The following is a 17,495-nucleotide window of genomic DNA, read 5'->3' on the forward strand; positions in this document are numbered from 1 at the left end:
TCTGCAAAACCCCCGGAATCACACGAACCTCAGCCGCTCAACCCCTTTCGAAACGGCCTCTGAGGGTGCGGCTTTGTGCGTTGGTTTCTTGTGTGAACTGTTGATGCTGCCTTGGATCGTCAGGTCGGCGTGTTGGCCGACTTAGGCCAACTCCATTTTCCCTTATACAAATAATATTTGGTTTGCGGTTAAGCGCCATAATGAACCTCGCGCTATGAAGCACATGAAATGGCCACCTTTGCCCTCGCTGATGCTTTACGTTCACGGTCTTCCTTATTGTCCATTGCAGCGCCAAGCTGGGCAAGGACGCCGCCGAGCACGCCGCCCACGGACATCTTTGCAAATTCCTTGCATGAGAGGGACGCGACCATCGCGCTGACCTGCTCGGCTTCATCCGAACGGCGCCAGTCATCGTCAACGGGGGGTGGTGCAGAGCGCATCCAGCGAGGCGTATATCGATGAACGCTCTTGGGCGTTAGAATGCGGTAGACGTTGGAAGTCTGCTTGAAACGAGGTCCAGGCCCATCGGCTTCAACCCGTTTGAACCGGCGCTGCCGGATGATGAAGCCGATGACTTCCAGCACGGCGAGAGCGCGCCTGACTGTGGAACGGCCAAGCCCTGTCGCTTCAACGAGGTGGTCGTAACTGGGATAGACTTTCCCGGCGCACAGGCGCGCCAGCTTGGTCAGCTCTTCGTAGATGCGCACAGCCGAGGCCGTAAGGGTCGTGAGCAGCCTTTCAGATGCAGTGAGGCTGCGTAGGCCCGCCTTGTGCTCGCGCAACAGCTTCCTCCCGGCATCGAGTGCATACCTGGCCTTGGCCAGCATGCGATCAGGCTCGCCCTTGCTCGGCACCTGGAAGAAGGTTTCTTCGAAGGTGTTCGCCTCGAGGCTGCCCGCCCTTACAGGTGCCCCGGTGCGATGCTTCGCGCCGGAACGGGACTTTTTAGTATTAACTGGGACACCGGACAGCACACTTTGTGCCGTATCACCGACTGCATAGATCCCCATCGTCATCCTCCTTGATGGAGGCTGGACCAGGCAAAGAGGTTCCTTGGCGCAGAACGCGCATCCTTGCATCGGGGACCGGGATCGGTTATGTCGGGTCTAATGTAATGGACCGTTAGCGGTTGGCGCCGCTGACATACCCGATCGAAATTCGATCGCTGAAAATGGGATGCCCGGCCTTAGCGCCGGGTTTTCCTTTATTTGGTCACAGCCAAAAACTCCTGCTTCAGAAACAATTCACCACCGATGCGGCATTGCCTCGCTGTAGTGTAAGCATGCGATCGAGAGCTGATGCATGCGCGAAAGACAATTGAATCGGTTCTCATTGAATGGCTGCATCGCAGTCGAAGCCAAAGAGGTTTGACTCGTGCTTTGACACGGAAAACTCATTTTTCTTTCGTGCTTTGACACGGAAAAGTGTGCTTGCGATGATCGTAGGCAGAGTCTGCTTGCACCCGTTCCGCAGAACAGTTCGTGTTTTGACACGGAAAACTACCTGATGGCGAGCGTAGGCCAAGTCCGGTCGCCCCGGTCCCAAACAAGAGTTCGTGCTTTGACACGGAAAACCCTGCTGAGAGGGACGATCTCGTTGACGGCTTCAGGGGGACGGACGATTCGTGCTTTGACACGGAAAACCTCTGATGGGGTTCTTTGTTCGTGTCTCAAGCAGTACGTAGAGCTCAGGTATGACTTGTACTGCAATACTCATGCATCAATCGAACAATGGAAGTGTCTGATTGTCCAATTGCGTGATTGGGATGGACGAGAACAACACGATCGTCTTTATCTTAGGTCGCCCACCACGAGCCGACGGTATTTTCTCTTCGGCTAGGCGAACCTCATATTCCGGCAGAGTCTGGTCTTCAGCTACGACGCGTAGTTGCCTTTTGAAGTGCTCAAGTCCCCGCTTATCAGTTGCGCATCCAACTCTTTCAGCAAGAGTTTCCATGTCAATTTCAAAGCCCGTTTCGTCAACGCAATTGAATTTGGCCAACTCATACAATCGCCGTTCAATCGGGCCGAGTTTGAAAAATCCCAAATGGTAAGCGGCAATGCGCTTGTCCTGCAGGATGGCGCGATATAGCCAATCGCATACCATCACTTCGATTTTCTTGACCCTGCGATCACCATTGCTGGATTTGATGTACTTAATATCGGCCTTCAGAAGCCACGAGAAAGCGCTGTCCGAACCTTCTCCCCCGGTCTCAATGTTCGTGATGATCTGAGTGCCTTGGAGGCGAGCCAGGGAAGCTTTGAGCATGTCATAGGATCGGGCTGACGGGTTGGTGCTCGTCACGCGAAATAAATCATTCGCGGTGAAGCTCATCACCCGGTCGACCCTTTCACCGCGATCCATGCGTTCAGCCATGAGGCTGGCGATATATAGAAGAATTTCCTTGTCATAAATCGTAGCAACCCCTGTTTTACTGGGGTTGATCTCGATCCGCGCGGAGCCGTTTTCAAAGACCATGGGGGTCATTTGAGGCCGTTTGGAGAGGGCAAAGAATGGAAACTCCGCAACCGTTCGCTCCCCATGCACGTCCGCGTACAGTGGGCTGTCGAGTTCGAAGAGGTCGCGTTGCTGGATATCCATACCTAGGTGCCTTGAGCGGTTAGCGATCGAAAGCATGGTTCGCACGGTGTGCGATGTCTATCTCGCTTTGTTCCGCGGCTTAGTTTTCCGTGTCAAAGCACGAACATTTGCTGTGGGATGATGGCCTGGGTCCGCCTTGGGCCGCCTAATGGCGCCCCAACGGTCAGGATTCGTGCTTTGGCACGGAAAACCCTCCAGCCTGTTGATTCTGTGTGTCCGGCTGCGCTTAGCTAGAACGTTGCCCGATCTCTGAGACGGACTTCCTTGCGATCCGCGAAGTCCGCGTAGGCAGTCTCGATTTCAGCCATAACGAGATCGATGATCCATTCGCCATGCGAGGCGCGGACATCGTCCCATTCCAAACCGCCAAGCCGGTCAACCACCTGCTTCATCTGGTCGTGGAAGCGATTGATGATGCCAGCGTAGAGTTTGATCTGAGATTCAACACCCTCGCTGGCCCCACCTGCCCCGCTATAAAGGTCACTGACAAGAGCGGCTTCGAGCGGTGAGAGATCCAGTGCAGCTGCTACTGCGCGGAACTCATGCATATACAACGGTCGACGCTTGCTGGGTTCCGGGTGGAACACGTTATGGGTTCGGGTCTTTGAAAGACCAATTTTAACTGCCAGATCGCGGTATTGTAGGCCGTCCTGCTTCATTCGGCATAAGACATAGTCAACGAAACCAAATGATTGGACCGGGCTCTCAGTAAGCTGGTCCGTTTCAAATGTTGGTGCCCCCATCGCCAATCCTCCGGTAATGCCTTCTAAGCGATACCGAAAGGAATGGCCGTTGCAAACCCCTCGCAAGTGCGAAGAAGCAATATCGCAGAAATAACTATAATCCGTCAGTTAATTGATTTTACTCCGGGCGCGCCAGGCTTGAGTAATTTGCGATATTCTGCGGCTTCGTCCGATGTAAGTCCAATCTTAAGAAGAACTTCCGTCCGGTTTGCCTCGACCATGAAATCAAACATGATTACCGAGAGGGCGTCCGCAAATTCGATTGAACTTCCAATGGCCTCCTCAATGGCCTTGGATGACGTGGATATTTTGTCAGAGCTTGATTCGAGGATTTCAACTTCGAGAGGAATTTCTCCTTTACTGGGTATCATCTGAAGATGCTTAATTATGTGCTGGGGCTTGCGCCTCGTAGTCACTGAATTAGCAAGTTTTGCGCGATCATTTATCATGTCGCCAAATGATGAATGCTTGAGAGAACTGTTAGAGTGCAGGCGTATGCACTCCGTGGTTAGACGGAAGTAGTATTCCGACACATCCATTCGATATGTGTTCTGTTCATTTGACATAATTACTTACCGATCCCCGCTCGAATCAGCCATCCAGCTGCTCCCCAACCTTGTACGATAGGATAGATTGCAAAATTTCCAACGATCCATGTGGGTTATGAAGATTATGCTCAACAGTGAAGCACTTATGCGAGCGTGATAGCCCTGAAATGTAGGTTGTCCCCCATTTGGGACAGCAGTCCCGCTGGTAGGACCGTGGTCCCTGCAACAGGACAGCGGTCCCGTTGGTAGGACGGCGGTCCCGGATACGGGACAGCGGTCCCGCTTGTAGGACAGGGGTCCCGGATGCAGGACGGCGGTCCCGCGCGTGGGACAGCGGTCCCGTGAATGGGACCAAAGGGCCGATTCGGGGCGACATTTCCAGCTCGTCGGAAAAGAACGTCCAGTCCCCAAGCATGTTCCTGCTTTTCCGGCTTGTCGGTGTGGTGAGGTGTTCGCCAGCCTTCCTTTGGGCGCGCTGAAATGCGCTCGATTGAAGGAGACTCATATATGAAGACCCTGCTCAACCGCGGCGTGAGCCGTGAAGCCACCGCAGCTGCAGTCATCGGCCTTGCCGCAGCTGCCGTTGCTTTCGCCGGCCCGGCATTCGCCGGCGCCGACACCACCTTCGACACCGCGCTGACGCAGTTCACCGGCTTCCTCGAAGGTTCGGGCGGCAAGATCATCACGGTGCTCTCGCTCGCGGGTGGTATCGTCGGTCTCGCCTCGGGCCGTTTCAGTCTCGGCCAGGTCGCGATCCCGGTCGGCGTCGGCGTCGGCGCCGGCACCGGCATCCCGATCGTCACCTCGACCGTCACCGCCACGATCTGACCCGACTGCCGGCGAAGTAGCAGCTTCGCCGGCACCTTTTGGAAGGTGGCGTGGCATGGCAGCCGACAAGTATGTGATCCCCTTTCATCTCGACGATCCCGAGTTGATCGGCTTCTGGACGCTTGATGAGTTCCTCGCGATGGTCCTCCCCTTCATCTGGGGAATCCTGTCCCAACACATCGTCTTCGGGATTGGCTTTGCCTTCCTGGGGTGGTGGGCTTTGCGGAAAGCCAAGGCAGGCCGGGCAACATCGTGGTTGATCCATCTTGCCTACTGGCATTTGCCAGGCGGGTTTCCGTCGCTGCGGGCCACGCCGCCTTCCTACCTCCGACTGATGGTGGGCTGACATGGAATTTTCGTATCAGCACGCGCAGAGCCAACGCATCCTGCGCCAGCGCAACATGCTGGGGGTCACGGCCCTCGTACTGGCAGGCGTCGTCGCCTTGCTTCTCCTCTTCTCAGTCACGCGCAGCCGCGAGATCGTGCTCCAGCCCGTCCTGCGTTCGCCGCTGACGCTGTCGAGCGCGGGCGTCTCGCGCGAGTATCTCGAGCTGATGACACGCGACACCGCGATCCTGACGCTCGATCGCTCGCCCGGCAGCCTCGACTACTGGATGAAGTCGGTGCTCGAGATCGTATCGCCGCGCGCGCAGGGCAAGATCAAGGCGGACCTCCTCGAGATCGTCAACGAGCAGCGCGGCTCGAGCATCTCGCAATATTTCCAGATCCAGTCGATGGAGATCGACACCCAGAACCTGCGGTCCACCGTCACCGGCAAACTGAACACGGTGGTCGGCCAGAAGGTGGTCTCCAGCGACATTCGCACCTTCCAGTTCACCTGGGAATATTCGGGGCTCTCGCTGAAGCTGATCGGCTTCGGGATGGTCCAGCCAGAAAAGAAGAAAGGCGGGCTGTCATGACACCCACCCAATACCTGATCGGCTCGGCCATCGCCGGCGCCGCGCTGTGCTCGCGCATGTGCATTGTGAGCCGCATGACGGGCGCGCTGCTCATTGCCGCTTCGGCAATGGGCATTTCGGCGCCTGCTCTGGCGCTGGGCGACCAGACGCTGATGGCCTCGGACGGCAGCCAGGTCGAATGCAGCGCCTCGGCGCGCGACCTGACCCGGATCAGCCTTGTCGAAGACGAGTTTGCGTCGGTCTCGAAGATCAACACGGGCAACCCGGCAGATGATTTCAGCGTGGTCAACGAGCCAGTTCGCGGCGACATCTACCTGTCGGTGCCCGATGGTTTCGCGCGCCCTGCCCTGTCGTTCTTCGCGACCTCCAAGCGCGGCTACGTCTACAAGTTCATCTGCAGGATCGCAGGCGATCAGGCAGTGCAGGTGTTCATCTCGAACCCGGCGATCGCCAAGGCCGATGCCGCCGAGGCCGGGCCGCGAGGCGTGCAGCAAGCCAGCTCGCAGGATCGCGCGATCGAGCTGGTCCAGGCGATGTACGGCGGTCAGATCGTCGATGGGTACGAGATGCGCCAGCGCTCGCTTCGCCCGGTCTACGTGGGCGACCTCAAGGTCCAGATGATCGCGGAATATCGCGGCTCGGAAATGACCGGCCGGGTTCTGCGCATCGAGAACAAGGGGACGCAGGAAGCGACCCTGACAGAGGCCAGCGTTGCGCCGGCCTCCTCGCTTGCGGTTTCGATCGCCGAGCCCCGCCTCGCGCCCGGCAAGGTCACGACCGCCTACCTCGTCTCTCGCACCGGGAACTGAGCCATGGACTTGAAGGGTATCTTTTCGCGCTCGCGCAAATCCCTCGACGGCCCCGAGGGCGGTGAGGGCGTATCGCCGGTAGCCAATGAGCTGGACGGCAACACCGAAACCCGCCGCAGGCAGCGCATGCTTCTGAGCGGCGTGGCGGTGGTCGGTGTGGTGGCCGCCAGCATGTGGATCTTCTCGGACAACGGGAAGGTCGCAGGGCAGTCGGATGACAAGATCGAGGACGTCCAGGTCTCGACCAAGGATCTGATCAACCGCAATCTCTCTGAGCAGGAGTGGATGGCGCAGTCGGAAAACCGTTTCCAGAGCCAGGAGAACCAGCTCAAGTCGGTGGGCGGCACCAACGCCAAGGTCGCGCAGCTGTCCGAGCAGATCGAGGCGCTGCGCGCGCAGAACCAGTCGATGACCGCTGATGGCCAGCGCGTCGTCAGTGCCTACCAGACCGAGAATGAGCAGCTGCGCCGCCAGATCAATGAGCGGGCTACGCCAGTTGCGCCAGCACCGGGCCCTGCCGCCCTCTATGGCCCGGGCTCCCCGACCTATCAGCGTCCTGGCGCTGGTGGCGACGCTGGACCGGACGTGCCCCCCGTTCGGTCCAGCGAAGTCAAAATGGTCTCCTTCACCGGGGGCGAGACAGGCAACGCCAAGAAGGTCGAGAAGGGCAACACGGTCTATACCGACAGCCCGAACTACCTTCCGCCCAATAGCTTCGCGACCGCCAAGGTCATCGTAGGGGTCGATGCGGCAGCTGGCGTGCAGAGCCAGACCGATCCCCTGCCCGTCGTGCTGCGTGTCACCGGCCCCGCGCGATCGGTCCTTCAGAACGGCAAGCTGCTGACCACCAAGATTCAGGGTTGCCTCATCAACGGCGCCGCGCGCGGTGAGCTGTCGAGCGAGAAGGTCTACGTCAAGCTGCAGAAGATGACCTGCCCGCAGCCCGGTGGCCGCTATGCGGTGTCCGAGGTCAAGGGCTTCATCGCCTTTGGCGGCAAGACGGGCGTTCGCGGCCGCGTCGTGAGCCGCGAGGGCAGCCTCGTCAGCCAAGCATTTATCGCCGGTCTCGTCGGCGGCTTCGGTCGCGGCTTCGCCGCCAATTCCAACAATGCGCTCAACCAGCCCAACGTCATCGTCGATGGCAAGCGGCAGGATCTGTCGATGGGCGACATTGCCAAAGGCGGACTTGGCGAGGGCGTTTCGCAGACCGGCGACATGGTCAGCAAGTACCTGATCGAGCGCGCCGAGCAGTATCAGCCCGTCATCGAAATGCCCACCGGCGTCGATGTCGAAATCGTCTTCCTGGAGGGTGTCTATGTCCGCAACTGAACATCTTGATGGCAGCGCCGAGAGCGCCGTTCCTGACGTGGAGACGGAGCTGAAGCGACCGCTCATGCGTAACGCCTTCCTCTATTTCACCTGCGCGCTGGCCTTTGCCGGTGGCGGGATCGCGACGCTGGCCTATGCGCGCGATTTCATGGCGCCGCCGAGCAAGACCGTCGCCGAGCTGCTGAAAGCGCGCCTGCCCAAGACCAAGGTCACGAGCGTCAATTGCGACAAGGTCGATGGCCTGTGCGAAGTGACTGCCGGCAGCAACCTGTTCTACATTGATCGCACCGCACGCTATCTGGTGATCGGCCGCGTCTACGACATGGAGACGCGCCAGGATCTGACCGCGACGCGGCTCCTCGAGATGAACCCGGACATGCTGCTGGGCGGTTCGGCCAAGGCCAACGCGGCGGGCGCTGACGACAGCGAGCCGGCGCTGGCGGCACGGCCTGCCGCTGCAGCCAAGGCTGCGGCGGCGCCGATCCAGAAGCTGCCGCTGGGTGAGCTGCCCAAGGAAGGGGCGATCGTCTGGGGCAATTCCTCGGGCAAGACCGTTACCGTGTTCAGCGATTTTCGCTGCAGCTACTGCCGCGCGCTGAGCAACACGCTTGCCTCGATGAACGTGCGCGTGGTCGAGCGGCCGATCTCGGTGCTGGGAAGCCGCGACATCGCCGACAAGGTCTACTGCGCCAAGGACAAGGCCAAGGCGCTTCACGCGGCATACTCCGGCCAGGACATCAAGGGCACCGGCCCCTGCAACACGGCGGGTCTCGATGCCAACGAGGCGTTTGCCCGTAAGCACGGCCTGGGCGGTACACCCGTCATCGTGCGCGATGATGGCAGCGTGCTCGAGGGCTATAGGCCCAAGGAGTTTCTCGAGAACTGGCTCAAGGGAGGCCAGTCGTGATGCGGGGGCGTCTTGCCCTTGCGGGCCTCTTGCTGGGTAGCGCAAGCCTCTCGGGCTGCATGTCGCTGAGTGGCAACGTGAAGGGCGATTTCGCCTGCCGCGCGCCTGACGGGATCTGCGCGCCGAGCGGCAACATCGACGATCGGGCGCTGGCCATGATCTCGGGCGATGAAGGCGATCACATGATCGCGCCTGCCGGACCCTATGTGGAACCGCCAAGCGAAGGGCGAGGCTACCAGAAGGCCAGCTCTCCGGTTCGCACGCGCGAACGGGTGCTGCGCATCGTCTTCCCCGCGCAGATCGACGCCTCCGGGCGGCTTCACGAGCAGACGGCGGTTCACGCCGTCGTCGAGCGCGGCGAATGGTCCGAGGCGCTTGCCGGCAATGCGGTGGCCGGTACGGCCGAGGAAGTCGCCGCGGCCGCTGGTCGCGACACGCTTCTGGCCGCTGTCGAGCGCGCCGAGCCGCCGATGATCGAGACGCTCGCAGTCGATCCCGATCTTCCCACCCCCGAGGCCGTCGCCATGGCGCGCGCGCAGGGCAATGGCGGGGAAGTCCAGTCGAGCGATCCGGTCGGCGACATCAAGGATCAGGTCGCCCGCAATCTTACCGCGCCGCGTCGCACGCGCGCGGCGTCCTCCACTCCCAAGCCCCAGCGTCAGGTTGCGCCTAAGCCCCAGGCCAAACCTGTCGCGCAGGCGCCGGCCTCCCAACCGGCGCCTGCCACCCCCCTCACATCCGCGTCTCCTGCTCCGGTCGGCAATGACGGGGTCGCCAGTAGCGTGGCGCAGACGGGACCGATGATCTCGGTGCCACAGCATGCGAGCGCGAAAGGCAAGGCTGCGATTGCGGCCGTTGAAGCTGATCCGGCCATTCGCGGTGCGCTTGGGCGAGCGGAGCCCGAAGCCAGGGCCGCAGCGAAGGAAGCCAGTCCCCTGCCGGTGATGCGGGCCGGGTCGTTTCCGGGGGTGCAGCCATGAATATGTTCAGCAAGATCATGGGCGCAATCCTGGGCGACAATTCGAAGCCAGAGGCAGGGCGCCCTGACACCACGGTCCCTCGCCTCGTCCATTGGCTGCCCTACCGCAGCTACGATCCCAAGACGCACCTGTTCTACAATAGCGCGTCGCGGGGTTTCGTCCTCGAGGCGACGCCGATGATGGGCGCGAACGAGCGCACCTCGGAGATCATGACGCAGTTTCTCTCCGAAGGCGTGCCAACGCCGGGAATGCTGCAGTTCCATGGCTGGATGAGCCCGCGCGTGGGTGAGCGCCTGTCGCAGTGGTATCTGCCGCGCTTCATGGCCGGCAGCGTCTACGAGCGCATGGCCAAGCATCGCACCGAGTACCTGCTCGATGGGGTCTGGAACTCGCTGTCCTCGGCCGCGCCTTTCCATCTGCGCAATCATCGCCTCGCGATTTCCTATGCCACCCCGGAAACGAGCCGGGTGACGAACGAGGAAATCGTCTCGGTCCTCGAAAGCCTGACCTCCTCGCTGGAATCCATCGGCATCCATGCGCGCCCGATGGACCCGCAGGCGCTGATCGCGTGGATCGACGACATCACGTCTCCGACGACCGCGCCCGGTGACGACAACATCATCTACAACCCGTTCGATCCGATCGCGGACCAGGCGGTGCGGCACGATCTGGAAATGAAGATCGAGCCCGACCGTATCCTCCTGCGCACCGAGCGGTTCCGCCCGACGGGCAAGATGGTCGACGAGGCACCGGAGATCGGCGAGATCTATCCCGACGTCTTCGACGTGCGCTCGTTCTCGGTGCGTAACCTGCCGCAGCGCTGGGCGCCGTGGGACATGGCAAAGCTGATCGGCGATATGTTCGCTGACAAGCTGCGCATGCCCTGCCCGGTTTCGACGAACCTGTGCCTCGATTTCCCCGATGCGGAAAGCGAGAGCCTGCGGGCCTCGCGCAAGTTCATGCGCACCACCAGCCTTGCCGATTCCAAGTCGGCGCGGATGCTGCCGCAGCTGAAAGACCAGTCGCGCGAGTGGGAGTTCGTCAAGGATGAGCTTCGGCAGGGCCGCAAGCTGATCCAGGCGTTCTACTCGGTGACGTCCTTCTCGCCCAAGGGCAAGGGCGATGCCAACGAGCGCGTCCTGAAGTCCGTGTACCGCGCCGCGGGATGGGATCTGCTCGACGATCGCTACCTGCAGATCCAGGGGCTGCTCGCGGCGATGCCGATGACGATGGCCAACGGCCTGTCGTTCGACCTGAAAAACATGAAGCGCTTCCGCTCGGTCCTGACGACGACGGCGTCCAGCCTCGCGCCGATCCAGGGCGAGTATCTCGGCGCCAATGTGCCGCACATGATGCTGATCGGGCGTCGCGGCCAGCCCTTCTTCTGGTCGCCGTTCGAGAACAATTCGGGCAACCACAATGTCGCGGTGTTTGGCAAGTCCGGTTCGGGCAAGTCCGTCGCGCTGCAGGAACTGTGCTCCGCCTTGTGCGGTGCCGGGGCCAAGGTGGTGGTGATCGACGATGGCCGCTCCTTCGAGCACTCGGCCAAGCTGCAGGGCGGCGCTTTCGTCGAGTTCACCATGTCCTCGGGCTTCTGCATCAACCCCTTCTCGATGATCGACATGGAAATGGCCGAGCGGGATGAGGACTACCTCATGGACTGCTTCGCGATGCTCAAGTCCATCGTCAACCAGATGGCGCGTCACGTCGACAAGCTCAACGATACCGAGCGCGGCCTGATCGACGGCGCGGTCAACGAGGTCTGGAGCGCCAAGGGCCGCCAGGGCTCCATCGACGATGTGATCGCGGCGCTGACGGAAACCGGCAATCCGCTCGGCGTGGATCTCGGCATCGCCATGCGTCCCTTCTCATCGTCGGGCACTTACGGCCGCTTCTTCCAGGGCGAGGTTTCCTTCCAGTTGAAGGCGAACCTGACTGTCTTCGAGCTGTCGGACCTGTCCTCGCGCGAGGAACTGCGCTCGGTGGTTCTGACCGCGATCATGTTCATGGCATCGCAGATGATGCGCCGCGTGGACCGCTCGATCCCTAAGGCGCTGCTGCTCGATGAAGCCTGGCAGATGCTGAAAGGCGGGTCGATGGCCGACTTCATTGAAGCCTATGCCCGTACCTGCCGCAAATACGGGGCCTCGCTGGTGACGGCGACACAGAGCCTCAACGACTATTACAAGTCCGACGGATCGCGCGCGGCGCTGGAGAACAGCGACTGGTCGGTCATCCTCGCCCAGAAGGAGGAGACCATCAACGACTTCAAACGGCTCGGCCGCTTCGACATGGATGACCATACCGATGCGCTGGTGCGGTCGCTGAAGCGCAGCGGCATCGAGTATTCGGATGTCTTCATCAAGGGGCCGGACATGCAGGCGACCGGAAGGCTCGTCCTCGATGCCTACTCGGCCACCGTCTTCTCCTCCTCGCCCAAGACCTTCGCCGCGATCCACGATCTGCTCGGCCAGGGCCTGTCGATGGATGAGGCGATCGAGCGGGTCGCCTTCCCCAACAATCCTGAAAAGTGGGGCGGTGACGACGCTGTCCCGATCGCAGCGGAGTAAGCGTGATGGCGAGCATCGGGGTGCAGCGTAAGGCCCGTCAGGATCGACAGGACGGGCAGGACCGGGGGACCGACCCGAGGTTCCTCCTCTACGTCCTGCTCCACACCATCGGCTTTCTCGCCGTCACCCTGCTGATGACCTGGGGGGCGTTCGTTCTCTTCTTCGTCGCGATCGGCGGCTTCAGCCTCGATGGGATGATGCACCAGCTCGCCAACCTCACGAGCCGCTACGTCGCGGCCGAGGCTTCGCGCACTGCCGATTTCAAGGTTCTCGTCGCCGTGCTGCACCTCGTTGTGGCCGGTGTGATCATCTTCTTTCGCCGGCACGCCATCGTGCCGCGCGACACTTTGAGCCTGGAGCAAGGCGCATGAGCGAACCGACCTGGAATAGTGAAGCTGGCCCCGAGAGCGAGGCTCTTGCCGCCACCGCACCGACATCCGCACCTGCGCCAGTTATCGCCGCTCCCGCAGCGCCGGCAATGGCCGCCGCGCAGCCGCGCAAGACGGTGTTTGCCGGCTATACCGCGAGCCAGCTGATCCTTGGTGTCGCGGTGGTCGCGATGCTGATCTGGGGCATGTGGGTGACGCGCACGATCATCACCCCGCCGCAGAAGATCGTAAAGGCCAATCTCTCGAGCATCGTCGGCGACTATGTGCAGGCACAGGCGCGCAGCGCCAGCCCTCCCCAGGAGGTCGAGGCCGAGATGCGCAAGTTCATGACGTCGCTCGATGGGGAGCTGCAGCGCCGCAGCGCTTCGGGACAGGTGATCCTTGTCGGCGAGGCGGTGCTCTCGAAGGGCGTCGAGGACATCACTCCTGACGTGATGAAGGCGGTCTATGCCTCGGGCGTGAAGCGGCCGACGCCCGCCTCTGCAGAACAGTTGATGCAGAGCGGCAGCGAAGGTCCGATCCCGCAGGTGCCGATCAATCCGCCCGCGCCTCAGGCTGCTGCTGGAGCAAGCCCATTCGGGCCGATGCCGGACCCCGCTTCGGCCGCCGCAGCGGCGGCGCCGATGGCTGATGCCTCGAGCTTTGGAGGGCCTTATGGCGCAGGCGGTCAGTGAGCCCTTCCCGGTCGAGACAAAGTCCCGCCGCTGGCGGCCCAACATGCGGCTATGGGGTCCGATCGGTCTCCTGATCGTAGGCAGCGCCGCCTATTCCGCGATCTGCGAGTGGCGTGACAGTCACGGTCTTCTCATCAACACTTCGCAATCGCTGCCCAATTGGGCTTTCGTGATCCACAAGACCGCCAGGCCGGAGCGCGGCCAGTACGTTTTCTTCGTGCCGCCCGCTCATCCACTGGTCGTGCGCCACTTCGGCGCGAAGAAGCAGCTGTTCGGCAAGATCGTCTACGGCATGCCGGGAGACATCGTCAGCCATCGCGGCGCCGCGGTGCTGGTGAACGGCAAGGTCGTGGCGCGCATGAAGCCCCGCACCCGCTTTGGTGAGCCGCTTGCTGCCGGACCTGTGGGTGTGATCCCGCCGCAGTGCTACTTCGTTGGCACGCCGCACAAGGACGGCTTCGACAGCCGCTATGCCGCAATCGGCTATGCGTGCGCGAAGAAGATCGTCGGTGTCGGGGAGGCGATCCTGTGAAGCGCCTCCTCGAAAACAGCGCCCTTGTCATCCTGTGCTCGCTGACCTTGTCGTCTGCAGGGCAGGCCAGCGATCACGGCGTTGTCGGCCAGACTTTCCCGGTCATCGAAACGGATCTTCTCTCGGTGATCGAGCAGCGCCTTACCAGGTTGCAGGCATCGGGCGGGATTGACCGGATGAATGCCGAGTTCGCCCGCCGCGCCGAGGCCAAGGTTCGTCGGCCGACGCCGGTTGCCGGGATCACGCCGGCAACGCAGGCGCGGGTCTGGGCCTTCGATCCGACGATCGTCATCGAGAAGGACGTAAAGGATCAGAAGGGCAACTACGTCGCTCGCGCCGGCCAGACGGTGAATCCTCTGGACTTCGTGGCGATGCATCAGGCCCTCGTCTTCGTCGATGGTGACGACAAGGCGCAGATGGAATGGGCGACCAGCCAGTATTCCGACCTCAAGGCCAAGATCATCCTCGTGTCCGGCTCGCCGATCGAGGAGATGACCGCCCGCAAACGGCGGTTCTATTTCGATCAGGAAGGCCGCCTGACCGGCAAGTTCGGGGTGCGCCATACACCCGCTGTCGCCGAGCAGGACGGCAAGATCATCAAGGTTTCCGAAATCAAGCTGAAGGGGGCGAGCTGATGCCGCTGTGGCTCGACATGCTGAAGACGCCAATGGCCGCGCCAGAAACTCCTCGGCTCAAGGCCATGCGCCGTACCTTTCAGGTGCTGTGCATCCTGTGCGCGCTGGGTGTCACGTTCATTTCGCCGCTGACAACCCTGCTGGGCAGGCTCGCGCCTGTGGGCATTGCAGCGCTGCTGGTTTCAACGGCCGTCTACACCGCGCTGTACGTTGCACGAAAGAACCGGGCCGATCAGGCATGGCTCGATGCCGCGACCTCGCAGGAGCCGGTGTCGTGAAGGCGCTGCGCTGCCTTGTCGCGATCTTCGCGCTCCTCTTCGCCTCTGCGCTGGTCGCACCTTCCGCGCAGGCGCAGTCACGCTGCACCGGCAAGTTCGTGAATCCGATCACTGACGTCTGTTGGTCCTGCCTCTTCCCGCTGTCGATCGGGGGCCTCAGCATCTGGCCAAGCACTCGTCCGGACACCAATAACCCGAGCCTGCCAATCTGCGCCTGTGGCAGCCCGATCCCGCGCATCGGGATCGCCGCGGGTTTCTGGGAGCCGGTTCGCCTTGCGGACGTCTCGGTGAAGCCCTGGTGCTTCGTGAACCTTGGCGGAATGAAGATCGCCCCGGGCTTCGACATTGGCCAGGGCCAGTTCACGGGGCCCTCGCAGGTCGGTGGTCAGGCGCAGAACACGTCCAAGTGGCACGTCCACTGGTACGTCTATCCCCTGCTCTACTGGATGGAGATCCTGACGGACTTCCTCTGCTTCGAGCAGGCGTCCTTCGACATCGCCTACATGACCGAGGTCGATCCGCTCTGGCAGGACGATACGCTGACCACGATCATCAATCCCGAGGTCGTGATCTTCGCCAATCCGATCGCCAAGGCGGCCTGCGCCGGCGACTGTATCGCGGCCACTGCGCGCCTCCCCCTCGATGTGACGTTCTGGTGCGCCGGGTGCCAAGGCTCGATGTACCCGATGAATGGCAACATCTCCTCGTCGATCGGCCATGTTCAGGCTTCCCGCCTCGCCCTTTCGCGCTTCGCCTTCAAGATGCACCGGCAGGGTCTCGCGTGGGGCACCATGGGCAGCAAGGGCCTGTGCGACAAGTATCTGATGCCGGTGCTCAAGAAGCAGCAATACCGGATTCAGATGACCAACCCGATTCCGACGGTCAGCGGCAAGATGGGCTGCTCGCCGATCGGGGCCTCGACGCTCCCGCCGCAGACCGGCCGTGCCTACCCCGTCCAGGGCGAGGACATGGGCTACCTCGTCTGGAGAAAACGCAACTGTTGTGTGCTTTAGGAGACATATCCGATGCGACGCAGAACCATGGTCCTGGGCGCGATTGCGAGCCTCACCGCCATCGGCGGCATCCAGGCCATCGCTCAGAACATCGACGGCCTCGACCTTGATGCGGTGCGCAAACGTGCGGCCGCGATGCAGGAGGATGCCCAGACCTTTGCCGATCACGTCAAGGGTCGCGGCGATGCCTTCCGGGAAGAAGCGCTTGCCGTCCAGCAGCAGGGCACCGACAGCCTGACCGATCTGGCCAAGGCGGATCTGCCGATGAACGGCGATGGCCCGTTCGACTTCGACGAAATCATCCAGGGCGCTTCGCAGAACGTGGCGGGGACCAAGGGTGATGCGCCGCAGTTCATCGTCTTTGCCAGCCTCTCGATGCCGCCCAAGGCGCTGCGCCAGTTGATCGCGGATACGTCGAAGGCCGGAGGCATCATCGTCTTCCGCGGCTTCCCGAACAATTCCCTGAAAGCGTTCACCTCCGGGCTCGCCAAGGTGGTCACCGAGAAGGACCAGCTTTCCAATGTCGGGATCGATCCGCGCCTCTTCCGCGCCTTTGATGTAACGGCGGTCCCAACGTATGTCGCGGTGTCCTCCGAGTTCGATCTGTGTGCCGGCCTCAACTGCAAGACGGTGGTACCCCCGCACGATCGCATGACCGGCAACGTCTCGGTCAATTACGTGCTCGAGTCCTTCGTAGACGGTCATGGTCCTGGCGCTGGTGTGGCTTCTGTGGCGCTGCGCAACATGGGCAAGGCCAGCTGAGATGCGGCGGCTCGCCCTTTCCCTGATCCTCCCGATCGCTTTCGCCGGCGCCGGGGCGGTGCTCGCCCAGAGCACGGTTCAGGAGGCGAAGGAGGACGGCAAGAGCTTTGCGACGGACATGCGCGCCAATGACGCATTGGTGCCCAGCGAAACCATGCGTGACCAGGTGCCGGGCTATCAGGGGACCGATTTACCCCAAAGCGGCTACTTCGACGATCCTGACAAGCTGGTGGCCGATGCCGGCGCGCAGGCCAGCAGCAACGAGGCATTCGTGGTCTCGACCGATCGCAACAACACGCGGCCGCAGTTCGACGCCCAGGAGATCCTCGACACGACACGGCGCGCGACGGAGATCGAGGCGAACCCGGACACCTACCTGCAGGGTGAGCAGTTGGGCGGCCAGGCCGGCAGCTGCACGCCCCTGCCCCCCGGTGGCGGCAATGTCAGCTATTACGAGGCGACGTGCAACTACGGGTCCAAACTCGACGAGGTGCCGCGCACTTGCACGTCGACGCTCAACGTTTCAGTCGAGAACCGCACGCTGTGGTACTACCATATGTCCACGATTGGCCCCTACGTCGACCCCGACAGCATGGCCGATGAGATCGCTGCGGGAACCTGCAAGGCGGTCGGGACGGCATCGTACTGCGGCACGATGGCCGAGTATGGGTCGACCGCGGCGGGTAGCTGCAACAAGGATTTTGGCAACCAGCTGCTTCAGGTGATGGAGTGCTCGGTGCAGGCCAGCGTTAAGGGCAACACTATCTTCTCCGGAACATATCCGGTGATTTCGCGCACAACCGGGCAGCATTGGTTCAGGGTCGATAACGCGGCGCCCGTCATTTCGACAAACAAGGTCAACGGCTGCACGGCGCTCGAGAACAATGCGCAATGCGTGGCGCAAAGCGCTGAGGTCTGCACCGACAGCGACCCGCAAACCCGCATCATCAACGGCGTGCCGGTAACGCAGCCCTGCT

19 protein-coding genes and 1 pseudogene are annotated in these 17,495 nt (G+C 61.7%); 16 read left to right on the forward strand and 4 right to left on the reverse strand.

Going from position 1 to position 17,495, the window contains the following annotated elements:
* Window positions 1-212: 212 nt before the first annotated feature.
* From NTCA1_RS26325 to NTCA1_RS26340, 4 genes are all read right to left on the reverse strand, one after another.
* Window positions 213-1,010, reverse strand: a complete 798-nt coding sequence (locus NTCA1_RS26325) for a helix-turn-helix domain-containing protein (RefSeq protein ID WP_236549588.1) — start codon at window positions 1,008-1,010, stop codon at window positions 213-215.
* Window positions 1,011-1,719: 709 nt separating this feature from the next.
* Entirely contained in the window at window positions 1,720-2,601 is an 882-nt protein-coding gene (locus NTCA1_RS26330) for a replication initiator protein A (protein ID WP_008831578.1), read from the reverse strand.
* A 230-nt stretch (window positions 2,602-2,831) separates the two neighbouring features.
* Window positions 2,832-3,344, reverse strand: coding sequence for a hypothetical protein (locus tag NTCA1_RS26335; RefSeq protein ID WP_159832315.1), 513 nt, complete (start codon window positions 3,342-3,344; stop codon window positions 2,832-2,834).
* A 104-nt stretch (window positions 3,345-3,448) separates the two neighbouring features.
* Window positions 3,449-3,715, reverse strand: a complete 267-nt coding sequence (locus tag NTCA1_RS26340; RefSeq protein ID WP_142640061.1) for a hypothetical protein — start codon at window positions 3,713-3,715, stop codon at window positions 3,449-3,451.
* A gap of 684 nt (window positions 3,716-4,399) precedes the next feature.
* On the opposite strand from NTCA1_RS26340, the gene NTCA1_RS26345 reads away from it, so the two are divergent.
* From NTCA1_RS26345 to NTCA1_RS26420, 16 genes and pseudogenes are all read left to right on the forward strand, one after another.
* Window positions 4,400-4,720, forward strand: a complete 321-nt coding sequence (locus NTCA1_RS26345) for a hypothetical protein (protein WP_008831576.1) — start codon at window positions 4,400-4,402, stop codon at window positions 4,718-4,720.
* 55 nt (window positions 4,721-4,775) lie between these two features.
* On the forward strand, window positions 4,776-5,066 hold the full coding sequence (gene traL, locus NTCA1_RS26350) for a type IV conjugative transfer system protein TraL (RefSeq protein WP_142640059.1): 291 nt from the start codon (window positions 4,776-4,778) through the stop codon (window positions 5,064-5,066).
* Between the two features lies 1 nt (window position 5,067).
* Window positions 5,068-5,640, forward strand: a complete 573-nt coding sequence (locus NTCA1_RS26355; RefSeq protein ID WP_142640057.1) for a type IV conjugative transfer system protein TraE — start codon at window positions 5,068-5,070, stop codon at window positions 5,638-5,640.
* Window positions 5,637-6,449: a type-F conjugative transfer system secretin TraK gene (locus NTCA1_RS26360; protein WP_142640055.1), complete on the forward strand. Its 813-nt coding sequence runs from the start codon at window positions 5,637-5,639 to the stop codon at window positions 6,447-6,449. Before NTCA1_RS26355 ends, NTCA1_RS26360 begins: the two co-directional genes overlap by 4 nt.
* A 3-nt stretch (window positions 6,450-6,452) precedes the next feature.
* The gene (locus NTCA1_RS26365; protein ID WP_142640053.1) at window positions 6,453-7,778 is read left to right on the forward strand and encodes a TraB/VirB10 family protein; all 1,326 of its coding nucleotides are present in this window, start codon (window positions 6,453-6,455) and stop codon (window positions 7,776-7,778) included.
* Window positions 7,765-8,685 (forward strand): DsbC family protein, encoded by a 921-nt coding sequence (locus NTCA1_RS26370; protein ID WP_142640050.1) that lies wholly within the window; start codon window positions 7,765-7,767, stop codon window positions 8,683-8,685. Before NTCA1_RS26365 ends, NTCA1_RS26370 begins: the two co-directional genes overlap by 14 nt.
* A complete protein-coding gene (locus tag NTCA1_RS26375; RefSeq protein WP_159832316.1) occupies window positions 8,685-9,665 on the forward strand; it encodes a TraV family lipoprotein in 981 nt (326 codons plus the stop codon). The genes NTCA1_RS26370 and NTCA1_RS26375 overlap by 1 nt, the downstream gene beginning before the upstream one ends.
* A gap of 2 nt (window positions 9,666-9,667) precedes the next feature.
* Window positions 9,668-12,235 (forward strand): type IV secretion system protein TraC, encoded by a 2,568-nt coding sequence (gene traC, locus NTCA1_RS26380; RefSeq protein WP_374705221.1) that lies wholly within the window; start codon window positions 9,668-9,670, stop codon window positions 12,233-12,235.
* A 5-nt stretch (window positions 12,236-12,240) separates the two neighbouring features.
* Window positions 12,241-12,606 (forward strand): hypothetical protein, encoded by a 366-nt coding sequence (locus NTCA1_RS26385; protein ID WP_142640045.1) that lies wholly within the window; start codon window positions 12,241-12,243, stop codon window positions 12,604-12,606.
* On the forward strand, window positions 12,603-13,298 hold the full coding sequence (locus NTCA1_RS26390; protein WP_374705219.1) for a type-F conjugative transfer system protein TrbI: 696 nt from the start codon (window positions 12,603-12,605) through the stop codon (window positions 13,296-13,298). The genes NTCA1_RS26385 and NTCA1_RS26390 overlap by 4 nt, the downstream gene beginning before the upstream one ends.
* A complete protein-coding gene (locus tag NTCA1_RS26395; RefSeq protein WP_142640043.1) occupies window positions 13,279-13,830 on the forward strand; it encodes a S26 family signal peptidase in 552 nt (183 codons plus the stop codon). Before NTCA1_RS26390 ends, NTCA1_RS26395 begins: the two co-directional genes overlap by 20 nt.
* Window positions 13,827-14,465, forward strand: coding sequence for a type-F conjugative transfer system protein TraW (gene traW / locus NTCA1_RS26400; protein WP_142640041.1), 639 nt, complete (start codon window positions 13,827-13,829; stop codon window positions 14,463-14,465). Before NTCA1_RS26395 ends, traW begins: the two co-directional genes overlap by 4 nt.
* Window positions 14,465-14,743, forward strand: a complete 279-nt coding sequence (locus NTCA1_RS26405; protein WP_142640039.1) for a hypothetical protein — start codon at window positions 14,465-14,467, stop codon at window positions 14,741-14,743. Before traW ends, NTCA1_RS26405 begins: the two co-directional genes overlap by 1 nt.
* Window positions 14,704-15,756, forward strand: coding sequence for a conjugal transfer pilus assembly protein TraU (traU, locus tag NTCA1_RS26410; protein WP_374705220.1), 1,053 nt, complete (start codon window positions 14,704-14,706; stop codon window positions 15,754-15,756). The genes NTCA1_RS26405 and traU overlap by 40 nt, the downstream gene beginning before the upstream one ends.
* 27 nt (window positions 15,757-15,783) lie before the next feature.
* A complete protein-coding gene (gene trbC / locus NTCA1_RS26415) occupies window positions 15,784-16,518 on the forward strand; it encodes a type-F conjugative transfer system pilin assembly protein TrbC (protein WP_133085228.1) in 735 nt (244 codons plus the stop codon).
* Between the two features lies 1 nt (window position 16,519).
* Window positions 16,520-17,495: pseudogene (locus tag NTCA1_RS26420) on the forward strand (conjugal transfer protein TraN); the annotation flags it as partial.

Origin of the sequence: Novosphingobium sp. TCA1, assembly GCF_009811895.1 — a bacterium.
GTDB classification, from domain to species: domain Bacteria; phylum Pseudomonadota; class Alphaproteobacteria; order Sphingomonadales; family Sphingomonadaceae; genus Novosphingobium; species Novosphingobium panipatense_A.

What these genes read in the sequence shown, in the direction of transcription:
- NTCA1_RS26405 (WP_142640039.1), top strand. Translation starts at nt 14,465, where the DNA reads ATGCCGCTGTGGCTCGACATGCTGAAGACGCCAATGGCCGCGCCAGAA.
- NTCA1_RS26385 (WP_142640045.1), top strand. Translation starts at nt 12,241, where the DNA reads ATGGCGAGCATCGGGGTGCAGCGTAAGGCCCGTCAGGATCGACAGGAC.
- traC (WP_374705221.1), top strand. Translation starts at nt 9,668, where the DNA reads ATGTTCAGCAAGATCATGGGCGCAATCCTGGGCGACAATTCGAAGCCA.
- traL (WP_142640059.1), top strand. Translation starts at nt 4,776, where the DNA reads ATGGCAGCCGACAAGTATGTGATCCCCTTTCATCTCGACGATCCCGAG.
- NTCA1_RS26330 (WP_008831578.1), bottom strand. Translation starts at nt 2,601, where the DNA reads ATGGATATCCAGCAACGCGACCTCTTCGAACTCGACAGCCCACTGTAC.
- NTCA1_RS26345 (WP_008831576.1), top strand. Translation starts at nt 4,400, where the DNA reads ATGAAGACCCTGCTCAACCGCGGCGTGAGCCGTGAAGCCACCGCAGCT.
- NTCA1_RS26335 (WP_159832315.1), bottom strand. Translation starts at nt 3,344, where the DNA reads ATGGGGGCACCAACATTTGAAACGGACCAGCTTACTGAGAGCCCGGTC.
- NTCA1_RS26365 (WP_142640053.1), top strand. Translation starts at nt 6,453, where the DNA reads ATGGACTTGAAGGGTATCTTTTCGCGCTCGCGCAAATCCCTCGACGGC.
- NTCA1_RS26340 (WP_142640061.1), bottom strand. Translation starts at nt 3,715, where the DNA reads ATGATACCCAGTAAAGGAGAAATTCCTCTCGAAGTTGAAATCCTCGAA.
- trbC (WP_133085228.1), top strand. Translation starts at nt 15,784, where the DNA reads ATGGTCCTGGGCGCGATTGCGAGCCTCACCGCCATCGGCGGCATCCAG.
- traU (WP_374705220.1), top strand. Translation starts at nt 14,704, where the DNA reads ATGGCTCGATGCCGCGACCTCGCAGGAGCCGGTGTCGTGAAGGCGCTG.
- NTCA1_RS26395 (WP_142640043.1), top strand. Translation starts at nt 13,279, where the DNA reads ATGGCGCAGGCGGTCAGTGAGCCCTTCCCGGTCGAGACAAAGTCCCGC.
- NTCA1_RS26370 (WP_142640050.1), top strand. Translation starts at nt 7,765, where the DNA reads ATGTCCGCAACTGAACATCTTGATGGCAGCGCCGAGAGCGCCGTTCCT.
- NTCA1_RS26325 (WP_236549588.1), bottom strand. Translation starts at nt 1,010, where the DNA reads ATGGGGATCTATGCAGTCGGTGATACGGCACAAAGTGTGCTGTCCGGT.
- NTCA1_RS26360 (WP_142640055.1), top strand. Translation starts at nt 5,637, where the DNA reads ATGACACCCACCCAATACCTGATCGGCTCGGCCATCGCCGGCGCCGCG.
- NTCA1_RS26390 (WP_374705219.1), top strand. Translation starts at nt 12,603, where the DNA reads ATGAGCGAACCGACCTGGAATAGTGAAGCTGGCCCCGAGAGCGAGGCT.
- NTCA1_RS26355 (WP_142640057.1), top strand. Translation starts at nt 5,068, where the DNA reads ATGGAATTTTCGTATCAGCACGCGCAGAGCCAACGCATCCTGCGCCAG.
- NTCA1_RS26375 (WP_159832316.1), top strand. Translation starts at nt 8,685, where the DNA reads ATGCGGGGGCGTCTTGCCCTTGCGGGCCTCTTGCTGGGTAGCGCAAGC.